The sequence below is a fragment of the Telluria sp. RB2R28 genome (assembly GCF_059685835.1).
In genome coordinates, this window is record NZ_JCASIK010000004.1 from 140,227 (window position 1) to 163,935 (window position 23,709).

Genomic DNA, 23,709 nt, shown 5'->3' on the forward strand with positions numbered 1-23,709 from the left:
CTCTGAACCTTAATTTGGCAGCGCCTCGGGTAGAATCCCGGTTTCGTCCATTTACATCGCACCCGCGCACCTTCCCATGCACATTCATATTCTCGGTATTTGCGGCACCTTCATGGGTGGCCTGGCGGTCCTGGCCAAGGAAGCCGGTCACCGCGTGACCGGTTGCGACGCCAACGTCTATCCACCGATGAGCACGCAGTTGCAAGCCCAGGGGATCGAGCTGATCCAGGGCTATGGCCCTGAGCAGGTGGCGCTGAATCCCGATCTGTATGTGGTCGGCAATGTGATGACGCGCGGCAATCCACTGATCGAAGAAATCCTGAACCGCGGCTTGCCGTATGTGTCGGGGCCGCAGTGGATCGGCGAGCATATCCTGCGCGAAAAATGGGTGCTGGCCGTGGCCGGTACGCACGGCAAGACGACGACCACATCGATGCTGGCCTGGATCCTGGAAGATGCCGGGTATGCGCCGGGCTTCCTGATCGGCGGCGTGCCGATGAACTTCGGCGTCTCGGCGCGCCTGCATGGCGACAAGCCATCGGACTTCTTCGTTATCGAAGCCGATGAATACGACACGGCGTTCTTCGACAAGCGCAGCAAGTTCGTGCACTACCACGCCAAGACGGCCGTGCTGAACAACCTGGAATACGACCACGCCGACATCTTCCCGGACATCGGCGCCATCGAAACCCAGTTCCACCACCTGGTGCGCACCGTGCCGGGCGTGGGCCGCCTGGTCGTCAATGGCGACGAAGCATCGATCGGTCGCGTACTGAAGCGCGGTTGCTGGAGCGAGAAGGAAAGCTTCGGCGGCGCCGACGGTGTCGACTGGACGATGGTCGAGCATCCGGGCGGCGCCAGCTTCGACGTCATCTTCAAGGGCGCGCCGCAAGGCACCGTGCACTGGGACCTGACCGGCAAGCACAACCGCTCGAACGCGCTGGCCGCGATTGCCGCCGCGCGCCACGTCGGCGTGCCGGTCGCGCAGGCCATCGAATCGCTGGCCCGTTTCGAGAACGTCAAGCGCCGCATGGAAGTGCGCGGCGTGGTCAATAACATCACTGTCTACGACGACTTCGCGCACCATCCGACGGCGATTGCCACCACGGTCGGCGGCCTGCGTCAGAAGCTGGGCGCGCAAGGTTCCGGCCGTATTCTGGCCGTGCTCGAGCCGCGCTCGAACACGATGAAGCTGGGCGCGATGAAGGATGCGCTGCCGGGCAGCCTGAAGGATGCCGACCTGGTGTTCGGCTTCGGCAGCCAGCAGGCGCTGGGCTGGTCGCTGGCCGATGCGTTCAAGCCGATGGGGACGATTGCGCACAGCTTTGACCAGATCGACTATATGGTGCAGGCCATCGTGCAGCAGGCGCAGCCGGGCGACCATATCCTGGTCATGAGCAATGGCGGCTTCGGCGGCGTGCACCAGAAGCTGCTGGACGCGCTGGCCCCATGACGTCGGCGCCGTATCTTCTTTACTTGCACGGCTTTCGCTCGTCGCCCAAATCGATGAAGGCGCGCGTCGTGCAGGCGGCGCTCGAAGAGCGCGGCTTGCTCGACCGCCTGATCTGCCCGCAATTGCCGGCGTCCCCGAAGGCCGCGTTCGCGCTGGCGCTGGACCTGGCCGCGCAGCACGCACCGGGCAATCTCGCGATCGTCGGCTCGTCGCTTGGCGGCTTCTATGCGTGCGCGCTGGCCGAGCGCCTTGACGTGCCGGCCGTCGTCATCAATCCGTCGGTCGACCCGACCCGCAACCTCGAACACCACGTGGGCGTGACGACCAACTGGCATTCGGACGAGCCGTTCGAGTTTCGCGCCGAATACATCGATGAACTCAAGGCACTGCGCGTCGCGGCCATCACGCAGCCCGAGCGCTATTTTCTGCTGGCCGCCACGGGCGACGAAGTGCTCGACTACCGCGACATGGTGGCCCACTACGCCGGCGCGCGCCAGCACGTGATCTACGGCAGCGACCATGCGGTGTCGGAGTTTCCGATGTATGTCGACGAGGTGCTGGCGTTCTGCGGGATGGATGCAGTCGGGGACGGAACGCGGTGAGGAACCGTTCGCTGCGCCTGGCCGCCTGGCAGCCGCATGCGCGCGCCGTGCGTGCTTCTGCACCAATGCACGACTGGCTCATCACGCCCGGCTCGCTGACCGCGCGCCTGGTCGCCAGCAGCGACGCGTTTCGCGTGCGCCGCCTGCACCAGTACAGCGCCGTGTGCCTGGCCGACGAAGCGGCGGCGATTGGCCTGGCACGGCCACAACGGGTGTGGGAACGCGAAGTGCTGCTCGTCTGCGACGGCACGCCGGTGGTCTTTGCCCATACGGTCGTGCCGCCCGATGCCGACGCGAGCGACTGGCCGCTGTTTTCGGCGCTGGGCGAACGTTCGCTCGGTTCGACCCTGTTTTACGATCCGCTCGTGCGGCGCGGATCACTTGAATTTGCGCGCCTGGGCGCCGACCATCCGCTCGTGCGCCGTGCGCACGCGGCCATTGGCGGCGCGGGCGCCCAACAGCCGATTTACCATGCGCGGCGCTGCGTCTATCGCCGCCGTCAAGGCCTGCTCCTGGTCACCGAGGTATTCTTGCCGGCGGTGCTCAGCCTGGGAGCGGGCGCAACCACGAACAACACAGAATAATCATGAATGTATTTTTTGAGGAATCGGGCGACTTCAAGGTCGGCGCCATCCTGTCGCAAGCCGGCGAGGCATACCAGGTCGAACTGGCCAGCGGCAAGCGCACCAAGGTGAAGACGCGCGACGTGCTGCTGCAATTTGAAAAGCCCGGCCCGCAAGAGCTGATGGACGCGGCCAGGGCCGTGGCGGCCGACGTCGACCTCGAGTTCCTGTGGGAAGTCGCGGGCGAAGAAGAATTCGGCTTTGCCGAGCTGGGCGCCGAATACTTCGGCCACGCACCGCTGCCGCACGAAGCGGCCGGCCTCGTACTGACGCTGCACGGCTCGCCGATCTATTTCTACAAGAAGGGCCGTGGCCGCTACAAGGCCGCGCCGGAAGCTTCGCTCAAGGCCGCGCTGGCCGGTATCGAAAAGAAAAAACAGCAGGCGATCATCCAGGCCGGCTATGTCGATGAGCTGAAGGCCGGCAAGCTGCCCGAATCGATGCAGCCGCTCGTACACCAGCTGCTGTTCAAGCCGGACAAGAACACGATCGAATACAAGGCGTTCGAGGCTGCGGCCAACGAACTGCAGACCAACCCAGCGCGCCTGATGCTGGACGTCGGCGGCCTGGCCTCGCCCAAAGACCTGCACATGGGCCGCTTCCTGTTCGAGAACTTCCCGCGCGGCGCCGGCTTTGCGCCGGTGGATGTACCGAAAGCGCCGACCGACCTGCCGCGCGCCGACGTCGCCGCATTCTCGATCGACGACGTGACCACGACCGAGATCGACGATGCGTTCTCCGTCGTCAAGCTGGACGATGGCACCGTGCGCGTGGGCATCCACATCGCCGCGCCGGGCCTGGCCGTGCGTCCGGACGATGCAATCGACAAGATCGCCCGCGCGCGCATGTCGACCGTGTACATGCCGGGCGACAAGATCACGATGCTGCCGGACGAGGTGGTCAACGCGTTCACGCTGGCCGAGGGCAACGATTGCCCGGCGCTGTCGCTGTACGCCGTGCTCAATCCCGAAGACTGGAGCGTCATCTCGACGACGACGCGCGCCGAGCTGGTGCCGATCAAGAGCAATCTGCGCCACAACGACCTGGACGACCTGGTCAATGAAGAAACACTGGCCAGCGGCGAGGGCGAGTATCCGCACAAGGAAGAACTGGGCCAGTTGTGGCAGTGGGCCTTGCAGCTCGAAGCCGGCCGCATGGCAAAGCGCGAAGCCTTTGGCCTCAAGCCCGAGCAGGCCAACCGCATGGACTTCAATTTCTACGTCGAAGACGACGTGGTCTCGATCGTGCGCCGCAAGCGTGGCGCGCCGCTGGACAAGATCGTCGCCGAGCTGATGATCTTTGCCAACAGCACCTGGGGCAAGCTGCTGCACGACTCGGGCGTGCCGGGCATCTACCGCTCGCAAGGGCCGGGCGCCGGCGGCTGGGCCGCCAAGATGCAGGTGCGCATGGTCACGCACGCCGCGCCGCACCAGGGCCTGGGCGTGGACCAGTACGCATGGAGCACGTCGCCGCTGCGCCGCTACACCGACCTGGTCAACCAGTGGCAGATCATCGCGGCGGCCGAAAACGGCGTCACCGCGCCGCTGGTCGCGCCGTTCAAGCACCGCGATGCGACGCTGTTCTCGATCGTGTCGAGCTTCGACGCGGCGTACGCGGCTTACAACGAGTTCCAGCAGAACATGGAGCGCTATTGGTGCCTGCGCTGGCTGGGGCAGGAGGGCGTCAAGATGGTCGACGCCGTCGTGCTCAAGGACGAACTCGTGCGCCTGACCGACGTGCCGCTGGTGGTGCGTTTGCCGGGCATGTCGCAGGTGGCGCGCGGCGCGCAGGTCAAGCTCGACATCGTCCGCTGGGACGAGATCGAGCTGAACCTCGAGGCGCGTTTGCTGGAAGTGGCCAGCAGCACGCCGGATGCGACCATCGGGGATGAAGAGGACGCCGAAGCCGATACCGACACTGGCGAAGCGGCAGCGGCCGAAGCGGTGGAAGCGGAAGGCGCGGTTGCCGTGGTGGAAACGGCTGACGTGACGGAACCAGCGTCGTCAGCGACACCGTCCAGTACTTCGGCACCATAATCGATTTGGCAAAAGAAGCCGAAGGCATGGACGTCATCTGAAGCCGCAGGCTCTGTGGGCCGTTGGCAAGGAGACTGAGTGCGGGATTTTGCAGGTCGCCCGCTGCTCAGACTTCCAGCCTGCGCGCTCGTAGCCACCACGCCAACGGCGTAATGACACCCGCAACGACGGACGGGTAGAAGATCAGCGCGAACGCCTTGTCAATGCTGATAGTCTGAGCGAAGAGGAAGATCGCCAGCCAGACGAGTACCGCAACTGACAGGGTCGAGCCAATTGCGATCAGCAAGTATTTCAAGGTACTGAGAATGGCTTTCATGGTTTGAATGGTTCTATTGATGGGCAATTGAAATATTGGCCCGCTTTGCTGCCTCCAGCCCGTACAACTTCCTCGACAAATGACGCGCAGTTTTGAGGAAGCATCAGCCATAACCATCGCTTTGCGAGCAGCTCTTCCAGCTTCCTGTGTGCACCTGCAGGGTCGGGGATGGACACCACCCAGCGTCGAATCTCCCTTTTGCCGTTCTCCTTCAAATAGCGCAGGTAGCCGTTCTGCGTCATGATCTTCGGTTTGTTGTTGAATCCCGCTATGTGGAAGTACAGGCCTCCGCCCGTATGCAACAGGGCGTGACCGCAGAAGTTGGCAGAGGTGCCCGTGACGACGACAGCACAGCAGTGCTTGAAGTCCGACGGTCTGATGACGTTATGAACCATGACATCGCCGTCGTAGGGTACGGGCTGAGGTTTGTTGGCGTTCGCCTGGATCGCGCTATTGGTGGCACGGCCCATTTCAGCACTCCTTGTTGGCTGCGCAATTCTGCAACAGGATTTGATTGCCGTGCTTGTCGGCCGAGGGATCTTGGGCGACGCCTTTGATCCTGAGGTATGCATCGTTCGCCATGTGGCTCTCCGGTGTGAGTTGGATAAGACCGACGATTATTCACCCTGTATGGCGCTGTAGGCTTGTCACGAGTCAGGGTCGCAGGTGCCTGAGATCAAGTGGACATTGAAGGATTGGCAAGACCATTCAACCCTTCGGCTACTATTGCCGAACACACCACGTTATCCCGCACGCCAATTCCACCTCCCCCTATGGGTTCGCCTCAGGTTAGAATGAATCAATTCTCCGATTCAATTCTCACCCGCAGCGCGTGAAGTCTCTCCTACACAACCGTCCCCTGATCATTGCCCTGGCCGTATCGGTGGCAGCCCACGCGGCGCTGCTGGCGGTGCGCTTTGCTGCGCCTGAAACATTTCGCCAGACCCCGGCCGACCCGGGCCTCGAGGTCATTCTGGTCAACGCCAAGCATGACCGCGCGCCGGCCAAGGCCGATGCACTGGCCCAGGCGAACCTGGACGGTGGCGGCGCTGCCGAAGCGGGCCGCGCCAAGTCGCCGCTGCCCGACCTGCGCAAGGTCGAGGATGGCGACAGCATCAAGGCACTTCAGCGCCGCATCGCCGCGCTCGAGCAGATCCAGCAGAACGTCGTCACGCGCGCCCGCACGTCGAGTTTCACCGCGCCACCGGTCACCGAGCGTGAAAAGCCGGATCCGTCGCGCACGGGCGAGGACAACCTCGACACGTCGCGCGCCATCTCGCGCAGCGCCGCTGAAATCTTCGAACGCATCGAAGAAGAAAACCGCCGCCCGAAGCGCACGAAGATCACGCCGAGCACGCGCGAGGCCGGGTACGCGCTGTACTACAAGGCGATGCAGAAGCGGATCGAGGAAGTCGGCACGCTGAACTTCCCGCAGCAGGCCGGCAAGAAGCTGTATGGCGAGCTGGTGGTGTACATCCCCGTCTATCAGGACGGCACGCTGTACCTGAAGGATGGCGGCCCGAAGGTCGAGCGCAGCTCGGGCAATCCTGCGCTCGACAAGGCGGCGCTGGACATCGTGCGCCGCTCGGCGCCGTACGGCGCGTTCCCGGCCAATATGCGCACCAAGGGCAAGGACGATTTGTGGGAAGTATTTACGCGCTTCCGGTTCACCCGCGAAGACAGTCTGCGCGCAACCCTGGGGAATGCATCGCCATGACCGACCGTTATTGCGTTATCGGCAACCCGATTGCCCACAGCAAGTCGCCACGGATCCACGCGCAATATGCCGCAGAGCTGGGCGAAGATCTCCAGTATGAACAGTGCCTGGCGCCCGTCGATGGCTTTACCGCCACGGTGGCGCGCCTGGTCGGCGAAGGCTACAAGGGCGCCAACGTCACCGTGCCATTCAAGCTCGACGCCGCGCGCCTGGCCACGCGGTTGACCCCGCGCGCGCAGGCGGCCGGCGCCGTCAATACGCTGGTGTTCGATGGCGGCGAGATCGTCGGCGACAACACCGACGGCGTGGGCCTCGTGGCCGACATCGTGCGCAATGCGGGCGTGTCGCTGTACGGCAAGCGGGTGCTGCTGCTGGGCGCCGGTGGCGCCGCGCGCGGCGCGCTGCTGCCGTTGCTGGACGCCGGTCCGCGCCAGATCGTGATTGCCAACCGCACGCTGGCCACCGCCGAGGCGCTGGTGGCGGAATTTGCCGACCATGCGGCGCGCCTGGCGGTCAGCGGCTTCGCCGATGTCGACGGCCCGTTCGACGTGATCATCAATGCGACGTCGGCCAGCCTGGACGCCGCCGTGCCGCCGGTGCCGGCAACCGTATTCGGCCCGGACACGCTCGCGTTGGATATGATGTACGGAAACAAGCCAACCGTGTTCATGGCGTTTGCTGCCGGCCATGGCGCCGCCGTGCGCGACGGCCTGGGCATGCTGGTGGAGCAGGCCGCCGAAGCGTTCGCGCTGTGGCGGGGCAAGCGGCCGGGCACGGCGCACGTGCTGGCATCGATGCGTCAATCACAATAACAGGGGTAACCCGTGGCTACATCGCGCACTAAGGGAGCATCGAAAGGTTCAGCGAAGGGATCATCGAAGGCGCCAGCCAAGCGGCGCTGGATCAAGTGGCTCTTTCTGGGGCCGCTGCTGATCGTGCTGCTGGTCCAGCTGTATTTCTTCCTGATGGTGTGCTGGTATTCGCAGGTCGATCCGGGCTCGACCAGCTTCATGCGCGCGCAATTGTCGGTGCTGCGCGAGACCAATCCCAACGCGACGCTCAAGCACGAATGGGTGCCGTACGAGCGGATTTCATACAATCTGAAGCGTGCGGTGGTGGCGTCCGAGGACGCCAATTTCAACGAGCACTACGGCGTGGACCTGAAAGCCATCGAGCGCACCTACGAGCGCAATGAGCGCCGGGGCAAGCTGGTGGGGGGCGGCTCGACCATCACCCAGCAACTGGCCAAGAACCTGTTCCTGTCCGGCTCGCGCAGCTATCTGCGCAAGGGCCAGGAAACGATTATCGCGTTCATGCTCGAAGCCGTGATGAGCAAGCAGCGCATCCTGGAAATCTACCTGAATGTGGCCGAGTTCGGGCGCGGCGTGTTCGGCGCCGAAGCGGCGGCGCGCTACTACTTCAAGACGTCCGCCGCCAAACTGAGCACGGCGCAGGCCGCACGGCTGGCCGTGATGCTGCCCAATCCGCGCTTCTACGACAAGAACCGCTCGACCCGCTACCTGGAGCGCCGCACCAGCACGATCCAGCGCCGGATCCCGTCGGCCGACGTGCCACGTGCGGATGAGCGGCCGTAAACGCGCGTTTATGGCGCTGGAGTTGGCTCCGCGGCGGGCAAACGGTTACACTTGCGCTACTTTTGTCGACCGGCCAAGAATAGCGAGACCCACCGCATGATCAATGTATTCGTCCTACAGAACGGCCGCCTGAACCAGGTCACGATCGAATCCCGCGAGGAACTCGAGAGCGTGGCGCCGGTCTGGGTCGACCTGACCGACCCGAGCGAGGAAGAGCGCGTCTGGGTCAAGGCCAAGTACAACGTGATCCTGCCGGGCGAAGACGAAGTCCAGGACATCGAAGCGTCGGCGCGTTACTACGAAGCCGAAAATGGCGACCTGCACCTGCGCACCGACTTCCTGCTCGAAGAAGAAGACGGGCCGTCGCGCGTGATCACGGTGGCGTTCATCCTTTCGGGCAAAATCCTGTTCTCGGTGCACAACGACGACTTGCCGGTGTTCCGCCTGGTGCGCATGCGCGCCCGTTCACGGCCCGGCTCGATCGAAGACTATATGGACGTGCTGCTCGACCTGTACGCGACCGACGCCGAGTATTCGGCCGACTCGCTCGAGGGCATCTACGAAAGTCTCGAAGAAGTCTCGACCCGCGTGCTGCAAAAGGAATTTACCGACCAGGACGCGGCCGCGGCGCTGAACGCGATCGCGCACGAGGAAGACTTGAACGGCCGCATTCGCCGCAACATGATGGACACGCGCCGCGCAGTCAGCTTCCTGATGCGCGGGCGCCTGCTGAACTCGGACCAGTTCGAAGAGGCGCGCCAGATCCTGCGCGACATCGAGTCGCTCGACGGCCACACCTCGTTCCTGTTCGACAAGGTGAACTTCCTGATGGACGCCACCGTCGGCTTCATCAACATCAACCAGAACAAGATCATCAAGATCTTCTCGGTGGCCTCGGTCGCGTTCCTGCCGCCGACCCTCATCGCCAGCGTCTACGGCATGAACTTCGCCGTGCTGCCCGAGCTGCAATGGCGCTTCGGTTATCCGTTCGCCATTGCGTTGATGATTGGCTGCGGCGTGGCACCGCTGTGGTATTTCAGAAGGCGTGGCTGGCTGAAATAAGCCAGCCAGCCCTGCGGGTCACCCGATCCGCTTGAACACGCGTCGCGCCGCTTCAATGGTCTCATCGATCGCCGCGTCGTCATGCTGGATCGACACGAAGCCCGCCTCGAACATCGCCGGTGCAAAGTACACGCCTTCGTCCAGCATGCCGTGGAAGAAGCGGTTGAAGCGCTCCTTGTCGCCGGCCATCATTTCGCTGTAGCTGCCCGGGACTTCCTTCGAGAAGTACATGCCGAACATGCCGCCCACGGCGTCGCCGCAGAAGTCGATGCCTGCTTCGCGCGCCGCCTCGCTCAAGCCGGCCACGAGGCGGTTTGCCGTGGCGCTCAGGCGCTCGTAGAACCCGGCTTCCTGGATCAGCTTGAGCGTCGTCATGCCCGCCGCCACCGCCACCGGATTGCCCGACAGCGTGCCGGCCTGGTACACCGGGCCGATCGGCGCCATCTTCTGCATCAGCTCGGCGCGCCCGCCAAAGGCTGCCACCGGCATGCCGCCGCCGATGACCTTGCCCAGCGCGGTCAGGTCGGGCTGGATGCCGTACATGCCCTGTGCGCCCTGCAGGCCGACGCGGAAGCCGCACATCACTTCGTCGAAGATCAGCACGGCGCCGTGCTTCGTGCACAGGTCGCGCATGCTCTGCAGGAATGCAGGCGTGGCGCGGATCAGGTTCATGTTGCCGGCCACTGGCTCGACGATCACGCAGGCGATCTCGTCGCCCATCGTCGCGAACGCGTCTTCCAGTTGCGCCACGTCGTTGTAGTCGAGCACGAGCGTGTGCTTGACGAAGTCTTCCGGCACGCCGGCCGAGGTCGGATTGCCGAAGGTGAGCAGGCCGCTGCCGGCTTTGACCAGCAGCGAATCGGCATGGCCGTGGTAGCAGCCTTCGAACTTGACGATCTTGTCGCGGCCCGTGGCGCCGCGCGCCAGGCGCAGCGCGCTCATCGTCGCTTCGGTGCCGGACGAGACCAGGCGCACCTGCTCGATCGATGGCAGCAGGCGGCAGATTTCTTCGGCGATCTCGATTTCGCCTTCGGTCGGCGCGCCGAACGACAGGCCATTGGCGGCGGCGGCCTGCACGGCCGACACCACCTCAGGACGGGCGTGGCCGAGGATGGCCGGGCCCCACGAGCCGATGTAGTCGATATAGCGCTTGCCGTCGGCGTCCCAGAAGTGCGGGCCGAGGGCGCGCGTGATGAAGCGCGGGGTACCGCCGACCGAGCGGAAGGCGCGCACGGGCGAATTGACGCCGCCGGGTGTGGTCAGTTGGGCGCGGGCGAACAGGGTATCGTTGCGCGAGGTGGCTTGTTCAGTGGTCATGTTGACGTTTCAAGAAGAGGAAAGACCGTCCCGCGCGGCGCGCTTGAAACTCAGGGACGGAAGAATTTGGCGGGAATGAATTTGCCCATGCCGAAGCGTTGTGCGTTCTCGAGCGCGCCGGTGGTGTATTCCTGTGCCACGGCCAGCGCCGTCGGCGCATCCATGCCGCGCGCCATCAGGGCGGTGAACGCGGCCGAATAGGTATTGCCGGCGCCCAGAAACGGGCCGGGCAGGTGCTGCCAGTCGACCCGCGCGACTTCGCCGCTGGTGTCGAACAGGCGGTTCGAGCAGGCGCCGGCCGTGTCGCGCGTGCCCGTGACGAGCACGTACTGCAGGCCGGACGAGGTCAGTTCGGCCACGTCTTCGTCGAGGTTGCCGGGATCGGCATCGCCGCCGTCGCGCCACAGCTCGGCCATGCGGCCCAGTTCGGCCTGCGACAGGATCAGGGCGGTGGCTTGCGGCGCCAGAATGGAACGCAGGGCCATCAGCATTTCTTCGTCGCCCATGCCGGCGTCGGGCAGGGCCGACAGGAATGGGTCGAGGATCAGCGGCGCGTCCGGGTAGTCGGACACGATCTCGGCAATGGCGGCCAGGTGCATCGCAGTGCCGACGGCGCCGACCTTGAAGGCAGCGATCGGCATGTCTTCGAGCAGCGCGCGCGCCTGTTCGGCCATCCAGTCGCTGTCGAGCTCATACATGTGCTCGACGCGGGCGCTGTCGCACACGAGCAAACCCGCAATGGCCGATAGCCCGTGGCACCCGAGGGCGGCAAAGGCGGCGACGTCCGATTGCACGCCCAGCGCGCCGACGGGATCGCAGACGCCAAAACTCAGGATGAGGGGTAACGGTTGGTTTTGCACGACGGGTAGATTAAGATGCCGGATTCTGATTCCACATTTTACTAGATACAAGGATCAACACCGTGAGTACTGAATCCACCGCCCCGTTCCTGACCTGGATGTGCCTGATCTGCGGCTGGGTATACGATGAAGCTGCCGGCGCACCGGAGGACGGCATTGCGCCGGGCACCCGTTGGGCCGACGTACCGATGAACTGGACCTGTCCCGAGTGCGGTGCACGCAAGGACGACTTTGAAATGACAGCGATATAACACCTGTTGTCGTGCTTGCATGGCATATTTGCAATCCCCTGATGCCATCGCAAAGGAGTAGTTGACTCCCTGCAACACTTTGCGCACAAGAAAGATTCGTTGTGCTATCGTGACGCTTCAAGCCGAAGTGAAACGACCATGACGACATCGCCGCAATCATCAAGCCTGACCATCATGGTGATCGATGACAGCAGCACGATCCGCCGGTCAGCAGAGATTTTTCTGACCCAGGCGGGTTATCACGTGGTGCTGGCCGACGATGGCTTCGACGCGCTCGCCAAGATCAACGACCACCATCCAGCGCTCGTGTTTTGCGACATCCTGATGCCGCGTCTCGATGGCTACCAGACCTGCGCGCTGATCAAGAAGAGCGTGCGGTTTCACGCGACCCCGGTGCTGATGCTCTCGTCCAAGGACGGCCTGTTCGACCGCGCGCGCGGCGCGATGGTCGGCGCCAGCGCCTACCTGACCAAACCCTTTACCAAAGACAGCCTGCTGGCGGCCGTGCGCGAGCATGCGCCGGCGGCAGACTGACGGTTCAACCAACGCTGGAGCCCTGCGTGGCCATTCAAAAGATTCTCATCGTCGACGATTCGCCGACCGAACGACTGTACCTGACCGACATCCTGGTCAAGAACGGCTTTACCGTGTGCACCGCCGTCAATGGCGACGAAGCGATCGAGCGCATTCGCGCCGAGCGCCCGCAACTGATCCTGATGGACGTGGTCATGCCCGGCGCGAACGGCTTCCAGGTGACCCGCGCCATCTCGCGCGACCCGGAACTGGCGGCGCTGCCGATCATCATCTGCAGCAGCAAGGACCAGGAAACCGACCGTATCTGGGGCATGCGCCAGGGCGCCAGGGAATACCTGGTCAAGCCGGTCGATCCGGCGCGCCTGCTGGCGGCCATTGCGGCGCTGGCCGTGCCGGGCGACGCAGCCGGCAGCGTGAAGGCATGACCACCGGCGGCGCGGACGAACGTGCAGGCCGCCGCGATCCCGCGGCGCGGCGCACCCGCCTGCGCCTGTACCAGGAGCAGCTGCTTGAACGGATGCAGGCGGCGAAAAACGGCGCCGGCGCCAGCGTGGCGCAACTGGGCCTGGCCATCGGCGGCGCGCGCTACCTGGTCGACCTGGCCGAAGTGGGCGAGATCGTCGCACCCGTGCCGGTCACGCCCGTGCCGCTGACCCGCCCGTGGTACCTGGGGCTGGCCAATGTGCGCGGCAGCCTGCTGGGCGTGATCGACCTGGCACGCTATCTCGATGACGGGCACGTGGCCGCATCGGCGGTCCCTGGCAGCACCCCGCGCCTGCTGGTGTTTGCACCAGCCCTGGGCTTGAATTGCGCGCTGCTCGCGTCCACGGTATATGGCTTGCGCCATGCCGGGACGATGACGCGCGACGGCGACGCCCTGCGCGATGCCGATGGCAACACATGGATGCCGCTGTCGCTGGCGGCGCTGGTGCGCGAAGAGCGCTTCCTGCACATTGCACGCTAACCGAACACACTAACTTGCAGCACAGGGAGCCGGAATGGGATTCGCCTCGAAATTGACCATGAATGTCTTCGCCAGGGGTGGCGCAGCCGATGACGCGGTGCGCCCGGTAACGCCGGTGCCCGTCGCCGACGCTGCGGCGCCTGACGGGGCGGCCAGTGGTTCGGCTGCCGCAGCGGCGCGGCGCCTGGGCGGCTTTCGTGGCCGTGACGACGCCGTCGCCGATGGCGGGGGCGACATGCGCGCCACGCTCATGGGCAGCAGCTTCCAGCCGAATCGCCTGCGCCTGCTACTGGGCGCCGTTGCGGCCGGTGCGGTGCTGACCGTGCTGGCCATGTGGCAGAACGCCGCCAGCGACGCCCGCCTGGCGGGGCAGAGCCAGGTCGCCGGTGACGCCGTGATGCACTCGCAGCGTTTCGCCAAGGCGGCGCCGATCGCGCTGCGTGGCGATGCGCAAGCCTTCTTCCAGCTGGAAGAGAGCCGCACGGAGCTGGGCCGCGAACTCGATCTGCTGGCGCGTGGCGGCCAGTCGCCGACCGGCCGCATTCCCGCCGCCAGCGGCCCCCGCGCCGACGACCTGCAAAAAGCCATCGTGCTGTGGAACCGCTCGTCCAAGGCCGCTGCCAACATTCTCGGCAACCGGCGCAACCTGATCGCCTTTGGCGCGAGCCTGGCCCAGTACGAAGAAGTGGGCCCGGAACTGGTCGCCATTGCCGAACGCCTGCAGCGCGACGAGGCCACCGACGCGCGGCGCCAGATGGCGGCACTGAGCCTGCTGTCGGTGACCCAGCGCCTGACGGCCGGCGCCCAGACCTTCAACACGCCGGGTTCGACCCAGAACGCGGTGACCTACATCCTGGGCGACATCGCCTCGCTCGAAGCGCTCGTCGATGGCCTGCTCGATGGCGGCGGCCGTTATGGGCTGGCCCCGCTGACGGACCTCGAAATGCGCGTGCGGCTGTCGCGCACCCGCGACAGCCTGCGCGAATACGTCAAGACCGTTTCGCCGCTGATCGGCAACCTGACCAGCTACGCCGGCGCCCGCGCCGCCGAGCGCCTGATCTCGCGCGACAGCGAACCGCTGCGCGTGATGCTCGCCAGGCTGCACATGGATTACCAGCGCGACCAGGCCGAGATCAGCCCGTGGTTCTGGCTGGCCATCGGCGCCGGCGTGTTCACGCTGCTCGCCACGCTGGGCACCACCCGCGCCATGCTGCAGGAGTCGCGTGAGCGCGCCGCGGGCGCCGAAGGGCGCCGCCAGGAAGCCGAAGCGATGCGCCACCTGGCGCAGGCCAAGGAAGAAGAAGCCAAGGCCACCAATGAACAGAACCAGGCCGCCATTTTGCGCCTGATGAACGAACTGCAGGACGTCGCCGACGGCGACCTGACGGTGCAGGCGACGGTGTCGGAAGACATCACCGGCGCGATTGCCGACTCGGTCAACTACACGGTCGAAGAACTGCGCGAGCTGGTGGTGCGGGTCATCCGCACTGCGGAGCAGGTGGCGCGCGCATCGAACGGTGCGCAGGACGTCTCGACCGAGCTGCTGGGCGCGGCCGAGCAGCAGTCGCGCGAGATTCAGGATGCGTCGGCCACGACACTGCGCCTGGCCGGCCTGATTACCGACGTGTCGCGCTCGGCCCTGGAATCGGCCGACGTGGCGCGCCAGTCGGTGGCGGCGGCGGCGCAGGGCTCGACCGCGGTGCAGAACGCCATCGAGGGCATGCAGGAAATCCGCGAGCAGATCCAGGAAACCTCCAAGCGCATCAAGCGCCTGGGCGAATCGTCGCAGGAAATCGGCGAGATCACCGAGCTGATTTCGGACATTACCGAGCAGACCAACGTGCTGGCGCTGAACGCCGCGATCCAGGCCGCATCGGCCGGCGAAGCAGGGCGCGGCTTCTCGGTGGTTGCCGAAGAGGTGCAGCGCCTGGCCGAACGCTCGGGCGACGCGGCCAAGCAGATCGGCGCGCTGGTGCGCACCATTCAGACCGACACCCACGATGCGGTGGCGGCAATGGAAAAATCGACGCAGGGTGTGGTGGAGGGTGCGCGCCTGTCGGACGCCGCCGGCGCCGCGCTGTCGGACATTTCGCGCGTCTCGAACCGCCTCGGTGACCTGATCGGCGACATGTCGACCGCCACCGAACGCCAGGCCACCAAGGCCACCGGCGTGGCCGACAAGATGCAGCAGATCCTCGCCGTGACCGAACAGACCCGCCAGGGTACCCGCCAGACCGCCCAGTCGATCCAGGAACTGGCCGCGCTGGCGCAGGAACTCAAGGATTCGGTGTCCCGCTTCCGCGTGGTATCCTGACCAGGCGATGACGACCTTGAACCGCTCCAGCAGTTTTGATACCGGCCCGCTGTCCTGGGTCATTGGCGAAATCCGCGACGCGCTCACGCGCGCCGCGACGTCCCTGCGCGACGCGGCGGGCCGCTCGCCCGAGGCGCAGCCAACGCTGCTGCTGCATGCGAAATCGCACCTGCACCAGGCGCACGGCGCCTTGCAGATGGTCGATGTCGAAGGCGTTGGCGTGTTTACTGCCGCGGCCGAAGCGGTGCTCGATCGTTTCAAGGATGGCCAGCTGCCATGCAACGCCGAGAGCGTGCAGGTGGTGCTGGGCGCCTTCGGGGCGCTGGGCGAATACCTCGATGAACTCCTGGGCGGGGCCCCGCAACAGCCGGCGCGCCTGTTCCCGTATTACCGCGACATGGTCGAACGCCAGGGCGAGACCAAGGTCCATCCGGCCGACCTGCTGCCACTCGACCTGTCGGTGCTGCCCGAGCTGCCGGCCACTGGCACTGCCGTGGGCGACGTGGATATCGCGGCCTGCCGCGCGCACTTCGAAAAAGCCCTCCTGCCCTACCTGAAGGCCGACGATGACGACGCGGTGCGCCGCGCACAGGCGCACGACATGGCCGCCGCGATCGCGCCGATCGCCGGCGCGCAGGAGAGCGCACGCGCGCGCCTGTTCTGGCAGGCCATGCATGCGTTTGCCACCGTGGTGGCCGATGGCCAGGTCGCAACCGACCTGTATGTCAAGCAGCTCTTTGGCCAGATCAACCTGCAGTTGCGGCGCCTGGCCAAGGGCCAGCAGGATGCGCCCGAGACGATGCTGCGCGATGCGCTGTTCTTCGTGGCCGCCGCCTGCGCGCCGGGCCCCGAGGCAGGCGCGCTGCGCCAGGCCCTGGACCTGGACGGCGCGGTGCCGCATGACTACGCCGAACGGCGCTACGGCAAACTCGATCCGCAGGCGCTGAAAGAGGCGCGCGAAGCGCTGGCCCGCACCAAGTCGGACTGGGACCTGATCGCCGGCGACGGCAAGCCTGACGCCGCGGTCGAGAACGATTTTAACGACGCGCTGGCGCGCCTGGCCGGCGCCAGCGACAAGCTGGGCGCGCCCGCGCTGGCGCAACTGCTGCGTGAACTGGGCCGCGCGGCGGGCGACTCGGTGCAGTCGGGCCGCGACGACCAGTTCGGGCTGGAGATGGCGGCCGCCATGCTGTTCGTCGAGAACAGCCTGGACCAGCTGCGCCAGTTGCCCGACGATTTTTCGCAGAACGCCGAAGCCGTCGGCGCGCGCCTGCTGGCGCTGGCCGCCGGCGAAACCCCGCCCGATGCGCCGCAGTGGCAGGGCGAACTGGCGCGCCAGATCCAGCAGGGCCAGACCGTGGCCGTGCTGGCGGGCGAAGTCAAGGCCGGCCTGCGCCAGATCGAAAAACTGCTCGACGATTATTACGACGACCCATCCAAACGCCAGGTGCTGGAACAGGCCGGGCCGGTGCTGCATGGCTTGCAGGGTGCGTTTGCCATCCTCGACCAGGAGCAGGCCGTGCTGACCGTGCACCATGTCGAAGACGCAGTGCGCACGCTGGCCGACAGCGAGCGCGATGTCACCGCGCAGCACGCGTCGCTGCACAATATCGCGCAGAACATCGGCGCCCTGGGCTTCTTTGCCGACCTGCTGGCGCAGGACAGCGCGCTGGCGCGCGGCCGCTTCACGTTCGACACCGAGAAACAGCTGCTGCGCGAACTGCCGTTCGAGTTCACCGAAGCTGCCGCCGCCGCCGTCGAGACGCCGGTGGCACCTGTCGCCGACGCCGACGCACAGGACGACGTCGATGCCGAACTGCTCGGGATCTTCATCGCCGAAGCGCAGGAAGTGCTGGGCGTCGTGGTCGAGACGCTGCCGCGCGCGGCTGACGAGCCGGGCAACCAGGATACCCTGACGGGCCTGCGCCGCGCCTTCCACACGCTCAAGGGCAGCAGCCGCATGGTGGGCCTGGAAGCCTTCGGCGCGACCGCCGCCAGCATCGAGCGGGTCATGAACATCTGGCTGGCCGATGGCCGCGCGGCCACCGCCGACCTGCTGGCGCTGCTCGCGCATGCCTACGCCGAACTGGATGCCTGGGTGGCCGAACTGGCTGCCGGGCAGGCACCGCAGCGCGATGGCGCGGCGCTGATCGAGGCAGCGGCGCGGGTGCAGGAGGGCGGCGCGTTCGAGCCGCCGGCCGATGCCCAGCTGGATGCGCAGCTGAACGGGCAGTTTGATGCGCAGTTTGATGATATCCCGGTACTCGACGTGCAGATCACGCCGCCGGGCGAAGATGGCGTGCGGCGCGTGGGCGAACTGACCATTGGCCAGGCGCTGCACGACGTGTACCTGCTCGAAACCGAATCACTGTGCGCCACGCTGGAAGACGCGTTTGGCGCGCTGCGCCAGGACCCGGCGCAGCGTGCATCGGCCGACGCGATCACGGCCGCGCACACGCTGGCCGGTACCTCGGCCACGGTCGGCTATACCGACCTGTGCGAACTGGCGCATGCGCTGGAAAGAACGCTCGAGAAGCTCACCGTGCCTGGCGCGCCCGTCGATGAGGACGGGCTGGATCTGTTCGACACGACGCTGGCGCGCATGCGCGCAATGCTGCACGTGTTCACGCTGGGCGAACTGGCCCCGGCGCAGCCGGACCTGATCGAACAGCTGGCCGCGCTGCGCGCGCGCCTGGGCACATCGCCGTTCGACAAGCTCGAACCGGCCCTGGCCAGCCGGCTCGATACGCTGTTTGCCGAGGCCTACAAGCAGTTGCTGGCCGAGCCGCCGCCATTCACGGCGCCGGCGCCACGCGAGGCTGCGCCAGCATCGGCAGAGCCCGACGATATCGACGACATCTTCAGCGCATTCGGCGACGACCCGTTCGCGGCGCCGGCGCTGGAACAAGCCGCCCCGCAGCCGGGGGGGGCCGGCTTCGTTGCGGTGACGCCCGATGAAGCGGTGCTGGCCGAATCTGCGTCAGAACCGGTGTCGGAACCTGAAGCCGAACCAGAACCAGAATCCGAACCCGAACCTGCACCGGAACCCGATCTGGCGCTCGACGACCTGCACGAGCCCGAGCTGGCCGGCGCCGGCGGTTACGTCGACGAGATCGACGCCGACCTGCTGCCAGTCTTCCTCGAAGAAGCCACCGACCTGCTGCCGCGCATCGGGCACGACCTGCGCCAGTGGCAGCAGGAGCCGTCCAATGCCGGCGTCGCGCAGCGCATGCAGCGCGACCTGCACACGGTCAAGGGCAGCGCGCGCATGGCCGGTGCGATGCGCCTGGGCCAGCACGCGCACGAACTGGAAACGCAGATCGAGAACATGGTCCATGCCGGCACCTCGACGCTGCCGCCGGCCGCGTTCGACGAACTGCTGGCCAACTACGACAGCGCGATGTTGCTGTTCGAGGGCCTGCAGCAGCCGGCCGGCGGCACCGATTCGGCGCCGGCCTCCGCAGATGCCCCCGCAGCCGCGCCGGCCGAGCCGGCCCGCGCGCCGCTGGTGCGCGTGCGCGCCGACATCCTCGACCGCGTGGTGAACCAGGCGGGCGAGGTATCGATCACGCGCTCGCGCCTGGAAAACCAGATCGGCGTGCTCAAGTCGTCGCTCGGCGACTTCTCGGACAACGTGGGCCGCCTGCGGCGCCAGTTGCGCGAGATCGAGATGCAGGCCGAATCGCAGATCGCCTCGCGCCTGTCGATTGCCGGCGAGCGCGAATTCGATCCGCTCGAATTCGACCGCTTCACGCGCCTGCAGGAACTCACGCGCATGCTGGCCGAAAGCGTCGACGACGTCGCCTCGTTCCAGGAAAGCCTCGCGCGCACGGTCGATTCGGCCAACGAAGAACTGTCGGCCCAGGCACGCATGACGCGCGACCTGCAGCGCGACCTGATGCGGGTGCGGATGGTGCCGTTTGCCAGCCTGTCCGAGCGCCTGTTCCGCGTCGCGCGCCAGACCGCCAAAGAGACCGACAAGCGCGTCAACCTGGATATCCGGGGCGGCGCCGTCGAAATCGACCGGGGCGTGCTGGAACAGATGGCCGCGCCGTTCGAACACCTGCTGCGCAACGCGATCGTGCACGGCATCGAGCCGCGCGCGGCGCGTCAAAACGCCGGCAAGGCCGAGACGGGCGAATTGCTGGTGCAGGTCAGCCAGCACGGCAACGAAGTCCTGATTAACTTCAGCGACGACGGCGCGGGGCTGGACCTCGAACGCATCCGCGCCAAGGCACTGGCCGGCGGCCTGATTGCCGAAGGCGACGATGCCCCAGACGACCAGGTGACCGACCTGATTTTCGCGCCGGGCTTCTCGACGGCGGACACGCTGACCGAACTGGCCGGGCGTGGCGTCGGCATGGACGTGGTGCGCTCCGAAGCGCAGGCGCTGGGCGGACGCGTCGCGGTGGCGTCCGAACCGGGGCAGGGCGCGCGCTTTACGATCACGCTGCCGTTGACGCTGGCCGTGGCGCAGGTCGTGCTGGTGGTGGCCGGTGGCCGCACCCACGCGGTGCCGTCGACGCTGGTCGAGGCGGTGCAGCAGGTACGCGAGGCCGACCTGGCCGCCGCGATCGACGCCGGCACTATCCACCTGGCCGGCCACGAACTGGCGCTCTACGGCTTGCCTGATTTGCTGGGCATGGATGACGACGAACGCATCACGACGCAGCGTTCGACGCCGGTGCTGGTCTTGAATGGCGGCAGCCGCCGCATCGCGCTGCGCGTCGATGAAGTGCTGGGCAACCGCGAGGTGGTCGTCAAGAACATCGGCCGCCAGCTGGCGCGCATGCCGGGCATCGACGGCGCCACGGTCCTGGGTTCGGGCGAGATCGTCCTGATTCTCGATCCGCTGGCACTGGCGCAGCAACCGCAGGGTGAGGCGCGCGTGAAGCAGGCCATCGCGGCCCAGGTACGGCGCCCCACTGTGATGGTGGTCGACGATTCGCTGACGGTGCGGCGCGTGACGCAGCGCCTGCTCGAACGCGAAGGCTATCGCGTGGTGCTGGCCAAGGATGGCATCGAGGCGCTGGAACTGATCGGGCAGGGCGCGCCCGACCTGATGCTGGTCGATATCGAGATGCCGCGCATGGACGGCTTCGACCTGACCCGCAACGTGCGGGGCAATGAGGCAACGAAGGCGATCCCGATCATCATGATCACGTCGCGCACGGCCGACAAGCACCGCAACGTGGCGCTCGGGCTGGGCGTGAATGCCTACTTCGGCAAGCCGTACCAGGAGACGGTGCTGCTGGCGGCGATCGAGGGCTTGCTGGGGCGCGAAGCAGCGTAATGGCGTAACGACGGCGTTCAGTCGTCGTTCGCGTCGTCCTTCACGTCGCCCACCTCCGCCACCACCTTTTTGACCACCGCAAAGCGCTCCAGTGTCCGCTGCCTTGCCGCGTCGTGCTCCACGACCGGCGCCGGATAATCCCGTCCCAGCACCACGCCGCGCTCTGCCAGCACATCGGGCTTTACCAGCCACGGCGCGTGAATCTGCTTGCCGTCGAGCTTTGCCAGTTGCGGCAGGTAGCGCCGGATGAACTCTCCGCGCGCGTCAAAGCGCGTCGATTGCGTGACCGGATTGAAGATCCGGAACCACGGCTGCGCATCGCACCCGGTCGACGCCGCCCACTGCCAGCCGCCGTTGTTCGAGGCCAGCTCATAGTCATTGAGCTTGAGCGCAAAATAACGCTCGCCACGGCGCCAGTCGATCCCGAGATCCTTGGTGAGGAAGCTCGCCGTGACCATCCGCAGCCGGTTGTGCATGAAGCCCGTCTGGTTCAGCTGCTGCATCGCTGCATCGACCAGCGGATAGCCCGTGCGCCCCTCGCACCAGGCCGCAAACAGCGCGTCGGCCTCGTCCCCGGTTTCCCACTCGACCGCATCGAATGCCGGCTTGAACGAACGTTCGACCACGTGCGGGTTCTGCGACAGCACCATCGCGTAGAAGTCGCGCCAGATCAGTTCCGACAGCCACACGGACGCACCGGTCCCGCCGGTACCCGACTGCACCATGTCGCGGGCGCTGCGCACCAGATGGCGGATGGATGTGGTGCCAAAGCGCAGGTGCGCCGACAGCCGTGACGTGCCTTCCTCGGCCGGGAAGTCGCGCGCACGACCGTAATCGGCCATCTCGGTCACAAACGCCTCGAACATCGCCTCGGCCCCATCCATGCCGGCAGGCAGTGGCGGCTCGCCCGACGTGAAGCCGATGTCTTCCAGGGACGGCAGGGCGGCCGGCGCACCGGTGGGCGGCGCGAACGCATGCGCATGGGCGTCGACCGGGTAGGTGGCCAGCGTCTCGGGATGGGCCGCCAGGCGCTTGAGCCAGGCATTCTTGTACGGCGTAAACACCGAGAACACGCCGCCGGCGAGCGTGAGCACTTCCTGTTTCTCGAAGATGACCTGGTCCTTGTAGGAGTGGAAGGCGCAGTCTTGCCCGGCCAGTTGTTCGGCCACGGCGAGATCGCGGGCAATCGCCGACGGTTCATGGTCGGTGCCGGCATGCACGGCATCGATCCCGAGTTCTTTCGCCAGGGCAACTACTTCATCGCGCGCGCTGCCGTGGCGCACGATCAGGTAGCCTCCAAGGCGACGCAGTTCAGTGTCGAGCTGGGCCAGACTGGCATGGATGAAACGCAGACGCCGGTCATCCTTTGGCAACTCATCGAGGATGTCGGTGTCGTACACGAACACGCAATACACCTGCTGCGATGAACGCAGGGCGTGGTGCAGGGGGGCGTGGTCGAACGTGCGCAGGTCACGGCGAAACCAGACTAAAGACTTGCTTAAATTCATCATCGTGTGCGAGGTCAAGGCGGATCCAGATTTTACTGCCCATCATCGAAACGTGTGGCGCCCGAGGAATGCTTCCAATGGCCTCAGGGGCAAATGGGTGTAAACTGTCGAAAAGCGTAAGGTTGTTCTGCAGATGCCTGGCAGCCGTTCAACAGAAGTAACAACGCGAGAGTGCGCCTTTTGAGAGCAATCGTATGAAAAAAACCAAAGTTGGCCAAACTCTTCCCATGCCGGGCATGCCCCGTGAGCAGGATGGCTCCCCCACCGTGGCGGGTCCTGCAGCATCCGGCCTGAATCTGGCAAACCACTTCCTGATCGCCATGCCGTCGATCCAGGATCCCGTCTTCGGCGGCACCGTCGTCTACGTCTGCGAGCACAACGACAAGGGCGTGCTCGGCGTGGTCATCAACAAGCCGACCGACATGACGATGGAAACCCTGTTCGACCGCGTCGATCTCAAGCTGGCCGAAGGCTTGCGCGCCACCGTCGTCGACGAGCCGATCATGTTCGGCGGCCCCGTGCAGGACGACCGCGGCTTCGTGCTGCATTCGCCGGGCGGGCGCTATTCGTCGTCGCTGACCGTCACCGATGACGTCTCGTTTACCACCTCGATCGACGTGCTCGAGGCCGTCGCCAGTGGCGGTGGCCCGGCGCGCATGCTCGTCTCCATCGGCTATGCCGGCTGGAGCCCGGGCCAGCTCGAAGAAGAAATTTCGCGCAATGGCTGGCTGACGGTGGGCGCCGACGCGCGCGTGCTGTTCGACCTCCCGATCGAAGAGCGCTATCACGCCGCCATCAAGCTGCTGGGCATCGATCCCCTGATGCTCGCCACCGAAGCCGGCCATGCGTAAGGCGTTCCCGTACAAGAAACACGTGCATGATTGATATCGTTCTGGGCTTCGACTTCGGCATCAAGCGGATCGGCATCGCCATGGGCAACACCCTGACCGGGCAAGCCCAGCCTTTGAGAGTCGTCAGCGCGATCGACAACGCCACCCGCTTCCAGATCATTGGCGAGCTGATCGCCCAATGGCAGCCGGCGCGCCTGATCGTGGGCGAGCCGCGCCATCCCGATGGCGCCGAGCACGACATGACCTTGCGCAGCCGCCGCTTTGCCAACCAGCTGCATGGCCGCTTCAACCTCCCCGTCGAACTGGTCGATGAACGTTATTCGTCGGCCGTGATCGCTTCAAAGCGCGGCGACGTCATCGACGACAAGGCGGCCGCCATTATTTTGCAACAGTATTTTGACGCATCACGCTAA

Annotated in this window: 21 protein-coding genes; 16 read left to right on the top strand and 5 right to left on the bottom strand. The window is 65.8% G+C overall.

Annotation, left to right across the window (positions count from 1 at the left end; translation table 11 throughout):
* Nucleotides 1–76: 76 nt before the first annotated feature.
* From mpl to AC56LV_RS16340, 4 genes are read left to right on the top strand one after another with little or no spacing between them, the layout of a single operon-like run.
* Entirely contained in the window at nucleotides 77–1,453 is a 1,377-nt protein-coding gene (gene mpl / locus AC56LV_RS16325; protein ID WP_499559122.1) for a UDP-N-acetylmuramate:L-alanyl-gamma-D-glutamyl-meso-diaminopimelate ligase, read from the top strand.
* Nucleotides 1,450–2,055 carry a YqiA/YcfP family alpha/beta fold hydrolase gene (locus tag AC56LV_RS16330; RefSeq protein ID WP_499559124.1) on the top strand — a complete coding sequence of 202 codons (606 nt, stop codon included), beginning with the start codon at nucleotides 1,450–1,452 and terminating at the stop codon, nucleotides 2,053–2,055. Before mpl ends, AC56LV_RS16330 begins: the two co-directional genes overlap by 4 nt.
* Complete coding sequence (locus AC56LV_RS16335) at nucleotides 2,052–2,639, top strand: chorismate--pyruvate lyase family protein (RefSeq protein WP_499559126.1); 588 nt, start codon at nucleotides 2,052–2,054, stop codon at nucleotides 2,637–2,639. The genes AC56LV_RS16330 and AC56LV_RS16335 overlap by 4 nt, the downstream gene beginning before the upstream one ends.
* A 2-nt stretch (nucleotides 2,640–2,641) precedes the next feature.
* Nucleotides 2,642–4,714: a ribonuclease catalytic domain-containing protein gene (locus AC56LV_RS16340; protein WP_499559128.1), complete on the top strand. Its 2,073-nt coding sequence runs from the start codon at nucleotides 2,642–2,644 to the stop codon at nucleotides 4,712–4,714.
* Between the two features lie 106 nt (nucleotides 4,715–4,820).
* On the opposite strand, the gene AC56LV_RS16345 is transcribed toward AC56LV_RS16340, so the two are convergent.
* Nucleotides 4,821–5,030, bottom strand: coding sequence for a hypothetical protein (locus tag AC56LV_RS16345; protein WP_499559130.1), 210 nt, complete (start codon nucleotides 5,028–5,030; stop codon nucleotides 4,821–4,823).
* Nucleotides 5,027–5,500: a hypothetical protein gene (locus AC56LV_RS16350; RefSeq protein WP_499559132.1), complete on the bottom strand. Its 474-nt coding sequence runs from the start codon at nucleotides 5,498–5,500 to the stop codon at nucleotides 5,027–5,029. Before AC56LV_RS16350 ends, AC56LV_RS16345 begins: the two co-directional genes overlap by 4 nt.
* Nucleotides 5,501–5,862: 362 nt before the next feature.
* Here AC56LV_RS16350 and AC56LV_RS16355 point away from each other — a divergent pair, with 362 nt between their 5' ends.
* The 4 genes from AC56LV_RS16355 (at nucleotide 5,863) to corA (ending at nucleotide 9,404) form a co-directional block, all read left to right on the top strand.
* The gene (locus AC56LV_RS16355) at nucleotides 5,863–6,747 is read left to right on the top strand and encodes an energy transducer TonB (protein ID WP_499559134.1); all 885 of its coding nucleotides are present in this window, start codon (nucleotides 5,863–5,865) and stop codon (nucleotides 6,745–6,747) included.
* On the top strand, nucleotides 6,744–7,559 hold the full coding sequence (gene aroE, locus AC56LV_RS16360) for a shikimate dehydrogenase (protein ID WP_499559136.1): 816 nt from the start codon (nucleotides 6,744–6,746) through the stop codon (nucleotides 7,557–7,559). The genes AC56LV_RS16355 and aroE overlap by 4 nt, the downstream gene beginning before the upstream one ends.
* Before the next feature lie 12 nt (nucleotides 7,560–7,571).
* The gene (gene mtgA, locus AC56LV_RS16365; RefSeq protein WP_499559138.1) at nucleotides 7,572–8,342 is read left to right on the top strand and encodes a monofunctional biosynthetic peptidoglycan transglycosylase; all 771 of its coding nucleotides are present in this window, start codon (nucleotides 7,572–7,574) and stop codon (nucleotides 8,340–8,342) included.
* A 96-nt stretch (nucleotides 8,343–8,438) separates the two neighbouring features.
* Entirely contained in the window at nucleotides 8,439–9,404 is a 966-nt protein-coding gene (gene corA / locus AC56LV_RS16370; protein ID WP_183556314.1) for a magnesium/cobalt transporter CorA, read from the top strand.
* A gap of 18 nt (nucleotides 9,405–9,422) precedes the next feature.
* On the opposite strand, the gene hemL is transcribed toward corA, so the two are convergent.
* Together hemL and thiD are read right to left on the bottom strand one after the other, a co-directional pair.
* Nucleotides 9,423–10,721 carry a glutamate-1-semialdehyde 2,1-aminomutase gene (hemL, locus tag AC56LV_RS16375; RefSeq protein WP_499559140.1) on the bottom strand — a complete coding sequence of 433 codons (1,299 nt, stop codon included), beginning with the start codon at nucleotides 10,719–10,721 and terminating at the stop codon, nucleotides 9,423–9,425.
* A 50-nt stretch (nucleotides 10,722–10,771) separates the two neighbouring features.
* On the bottom strand, nucleotides 10,772–11,581 hold the full coding sequence (gene thiD / locus AC56LV_RS16380; RefSeq protein ID WP_499559142.1) for a bifunctional hydroxymethylpyrimidine kinase/phosphomethylpyrimidine kinase: 810 nt from the start codon (nucleotides 11,579–11,581) through the stop codon (nucleotides 10,772–10,774).
* Nucleotides 11,582–11,679: 98 nt separating this feature from the next.
* Between thiD and AC56LV_RS16385 the strand changes: the two genes are divergently transcribed.
* The 6 genes from AC56LV_RS16385 (at nucleotide 11,680) to AC56LV_RS16410 (ending at nucleotide 20,937) form a co-directional block, all read left to right on the top strand.
* Nucleotides 11,680–11,832: a rubredoxin gene (locus tag AC56LV_RS16385; RefSeq protein ID WP_036170087.1), complete on the top strand. Its 153-nt coding sequence runs from the start codon at nucleotides 11,680–11,682 to the stop codon at nucleotides 11,830–11,832.
* Nucleotides 11,833–11,970: 138 nt separating this feature from the next.
* On the top strand, nucleotides 11,971–12,366 hold the full coding sequence (locus AC56LV_RS16390; protein WP_499559144.1) for a response regulator: 396 nt from the start codon (nucleotides 11,971–11,973) through the stop codon (nucleotides 12,364–12,366).
* A 26-nt stretch (nucleotides 12,367–12,392) separates the two neighbouring features.
* Entirely contained in the window at nucleotides 12,393–12,791 is a 399-nt protein-coding gene (locus AC56LV_RS16395) for a response regulator (protein ID WP_499559146.1), read from the top strand.
* Nucleotides 12,788–13,330 carry a chemotaxis protein CheW gene (locus tag AC56LV_RS16400; protein WP_499559148.1) on the top strand — a complete coding sequence of 181 codons (543 nt, stop codon included), beginning with the start codon at nucleotides 12,788–12,790 and terminating at the stop codon, nucleotides 13,328–13,330. The genes AC56LV_RS16395 and AC56LV_RS16400 overlap by 4 nt, the downstream gene beginning before the upstream one ends.
* Before the next feature lie 58 nt (nucleotides 13,331–13,388).
* Nucleotides 13,389–15,644 carry a methyl-accepting chemotaxis protein gene (locus tag AC56LV_RS16405; RefSeq protein WP_499559150.1) on the top strand — a complete coding sequence of 752 codons (2,256 nt, stop codon included), beginning with the start codon at nucleotides 13,389–13,391 and terminating at the stop codon, nucleotides 15,642–15,644.
* Nucleotides 15,645–15,651: 7 nt separating this feature from the next.
* On the top strand, nucleotides 15,652–20,937 hold the full coding sequence (locus AC56LV_RS16410; protein ID WP_499559152.1) for a hybrid sensor histidine kinase/response regulator: 5,286 nt from the start codon (nucleotides 15,652–15,654) through the stop codon (nucleotides 20,935–20,937).
* Nucleotides 20,938–20,954: 17 nt separating this feature from the next.
* Here the strand turns inward: AC56LV_RS16410 and AC56LV_RS16415 are convergent, their stop codons facing one another.
* A complete protein-coding gene (locus AC56LV_RS16415; RefSeq protein ID WP_499559154.1) occupies nucleotides 20,955–22,445 on the bottom strand; it encodes a cryptochrome/photolyase family protein in 1,491 nt (496 codons plus the stop codon).
* A 194-nt stretch (nucleotides 22,446–22,639) separates the two neighbouring features.
* Between AC56LV_RS16415 and AC56LV_RS16420 the strand changes: the two genes are divergently transcribed.
* On the top strand, nucleotides 22,640–23,296 hold the full coding sequence (locus tag AC56LV_RS16420; protein ID WP_499559155.1) for a YqgE/AlgH family protein: 657 nt from the start codon (nucleotides 22,640–22,642) through the stop codon (nucleotides 23,294–23,296).
* Nucleotides 23,297–23,322: 26 nt separating this feature from the next.
* Nucleotides 23,323–23,709 (top strand): Holliday junction resolvase RuvX, encoded by a 387-nt coding sequence (ruvX, locus tag AC56LV_RS16425; protein ID WP_499559157.1) that lies wholly within the window; start codon nucleotides 23,323–23,325, stop codon nucleotides 23,707–23,709.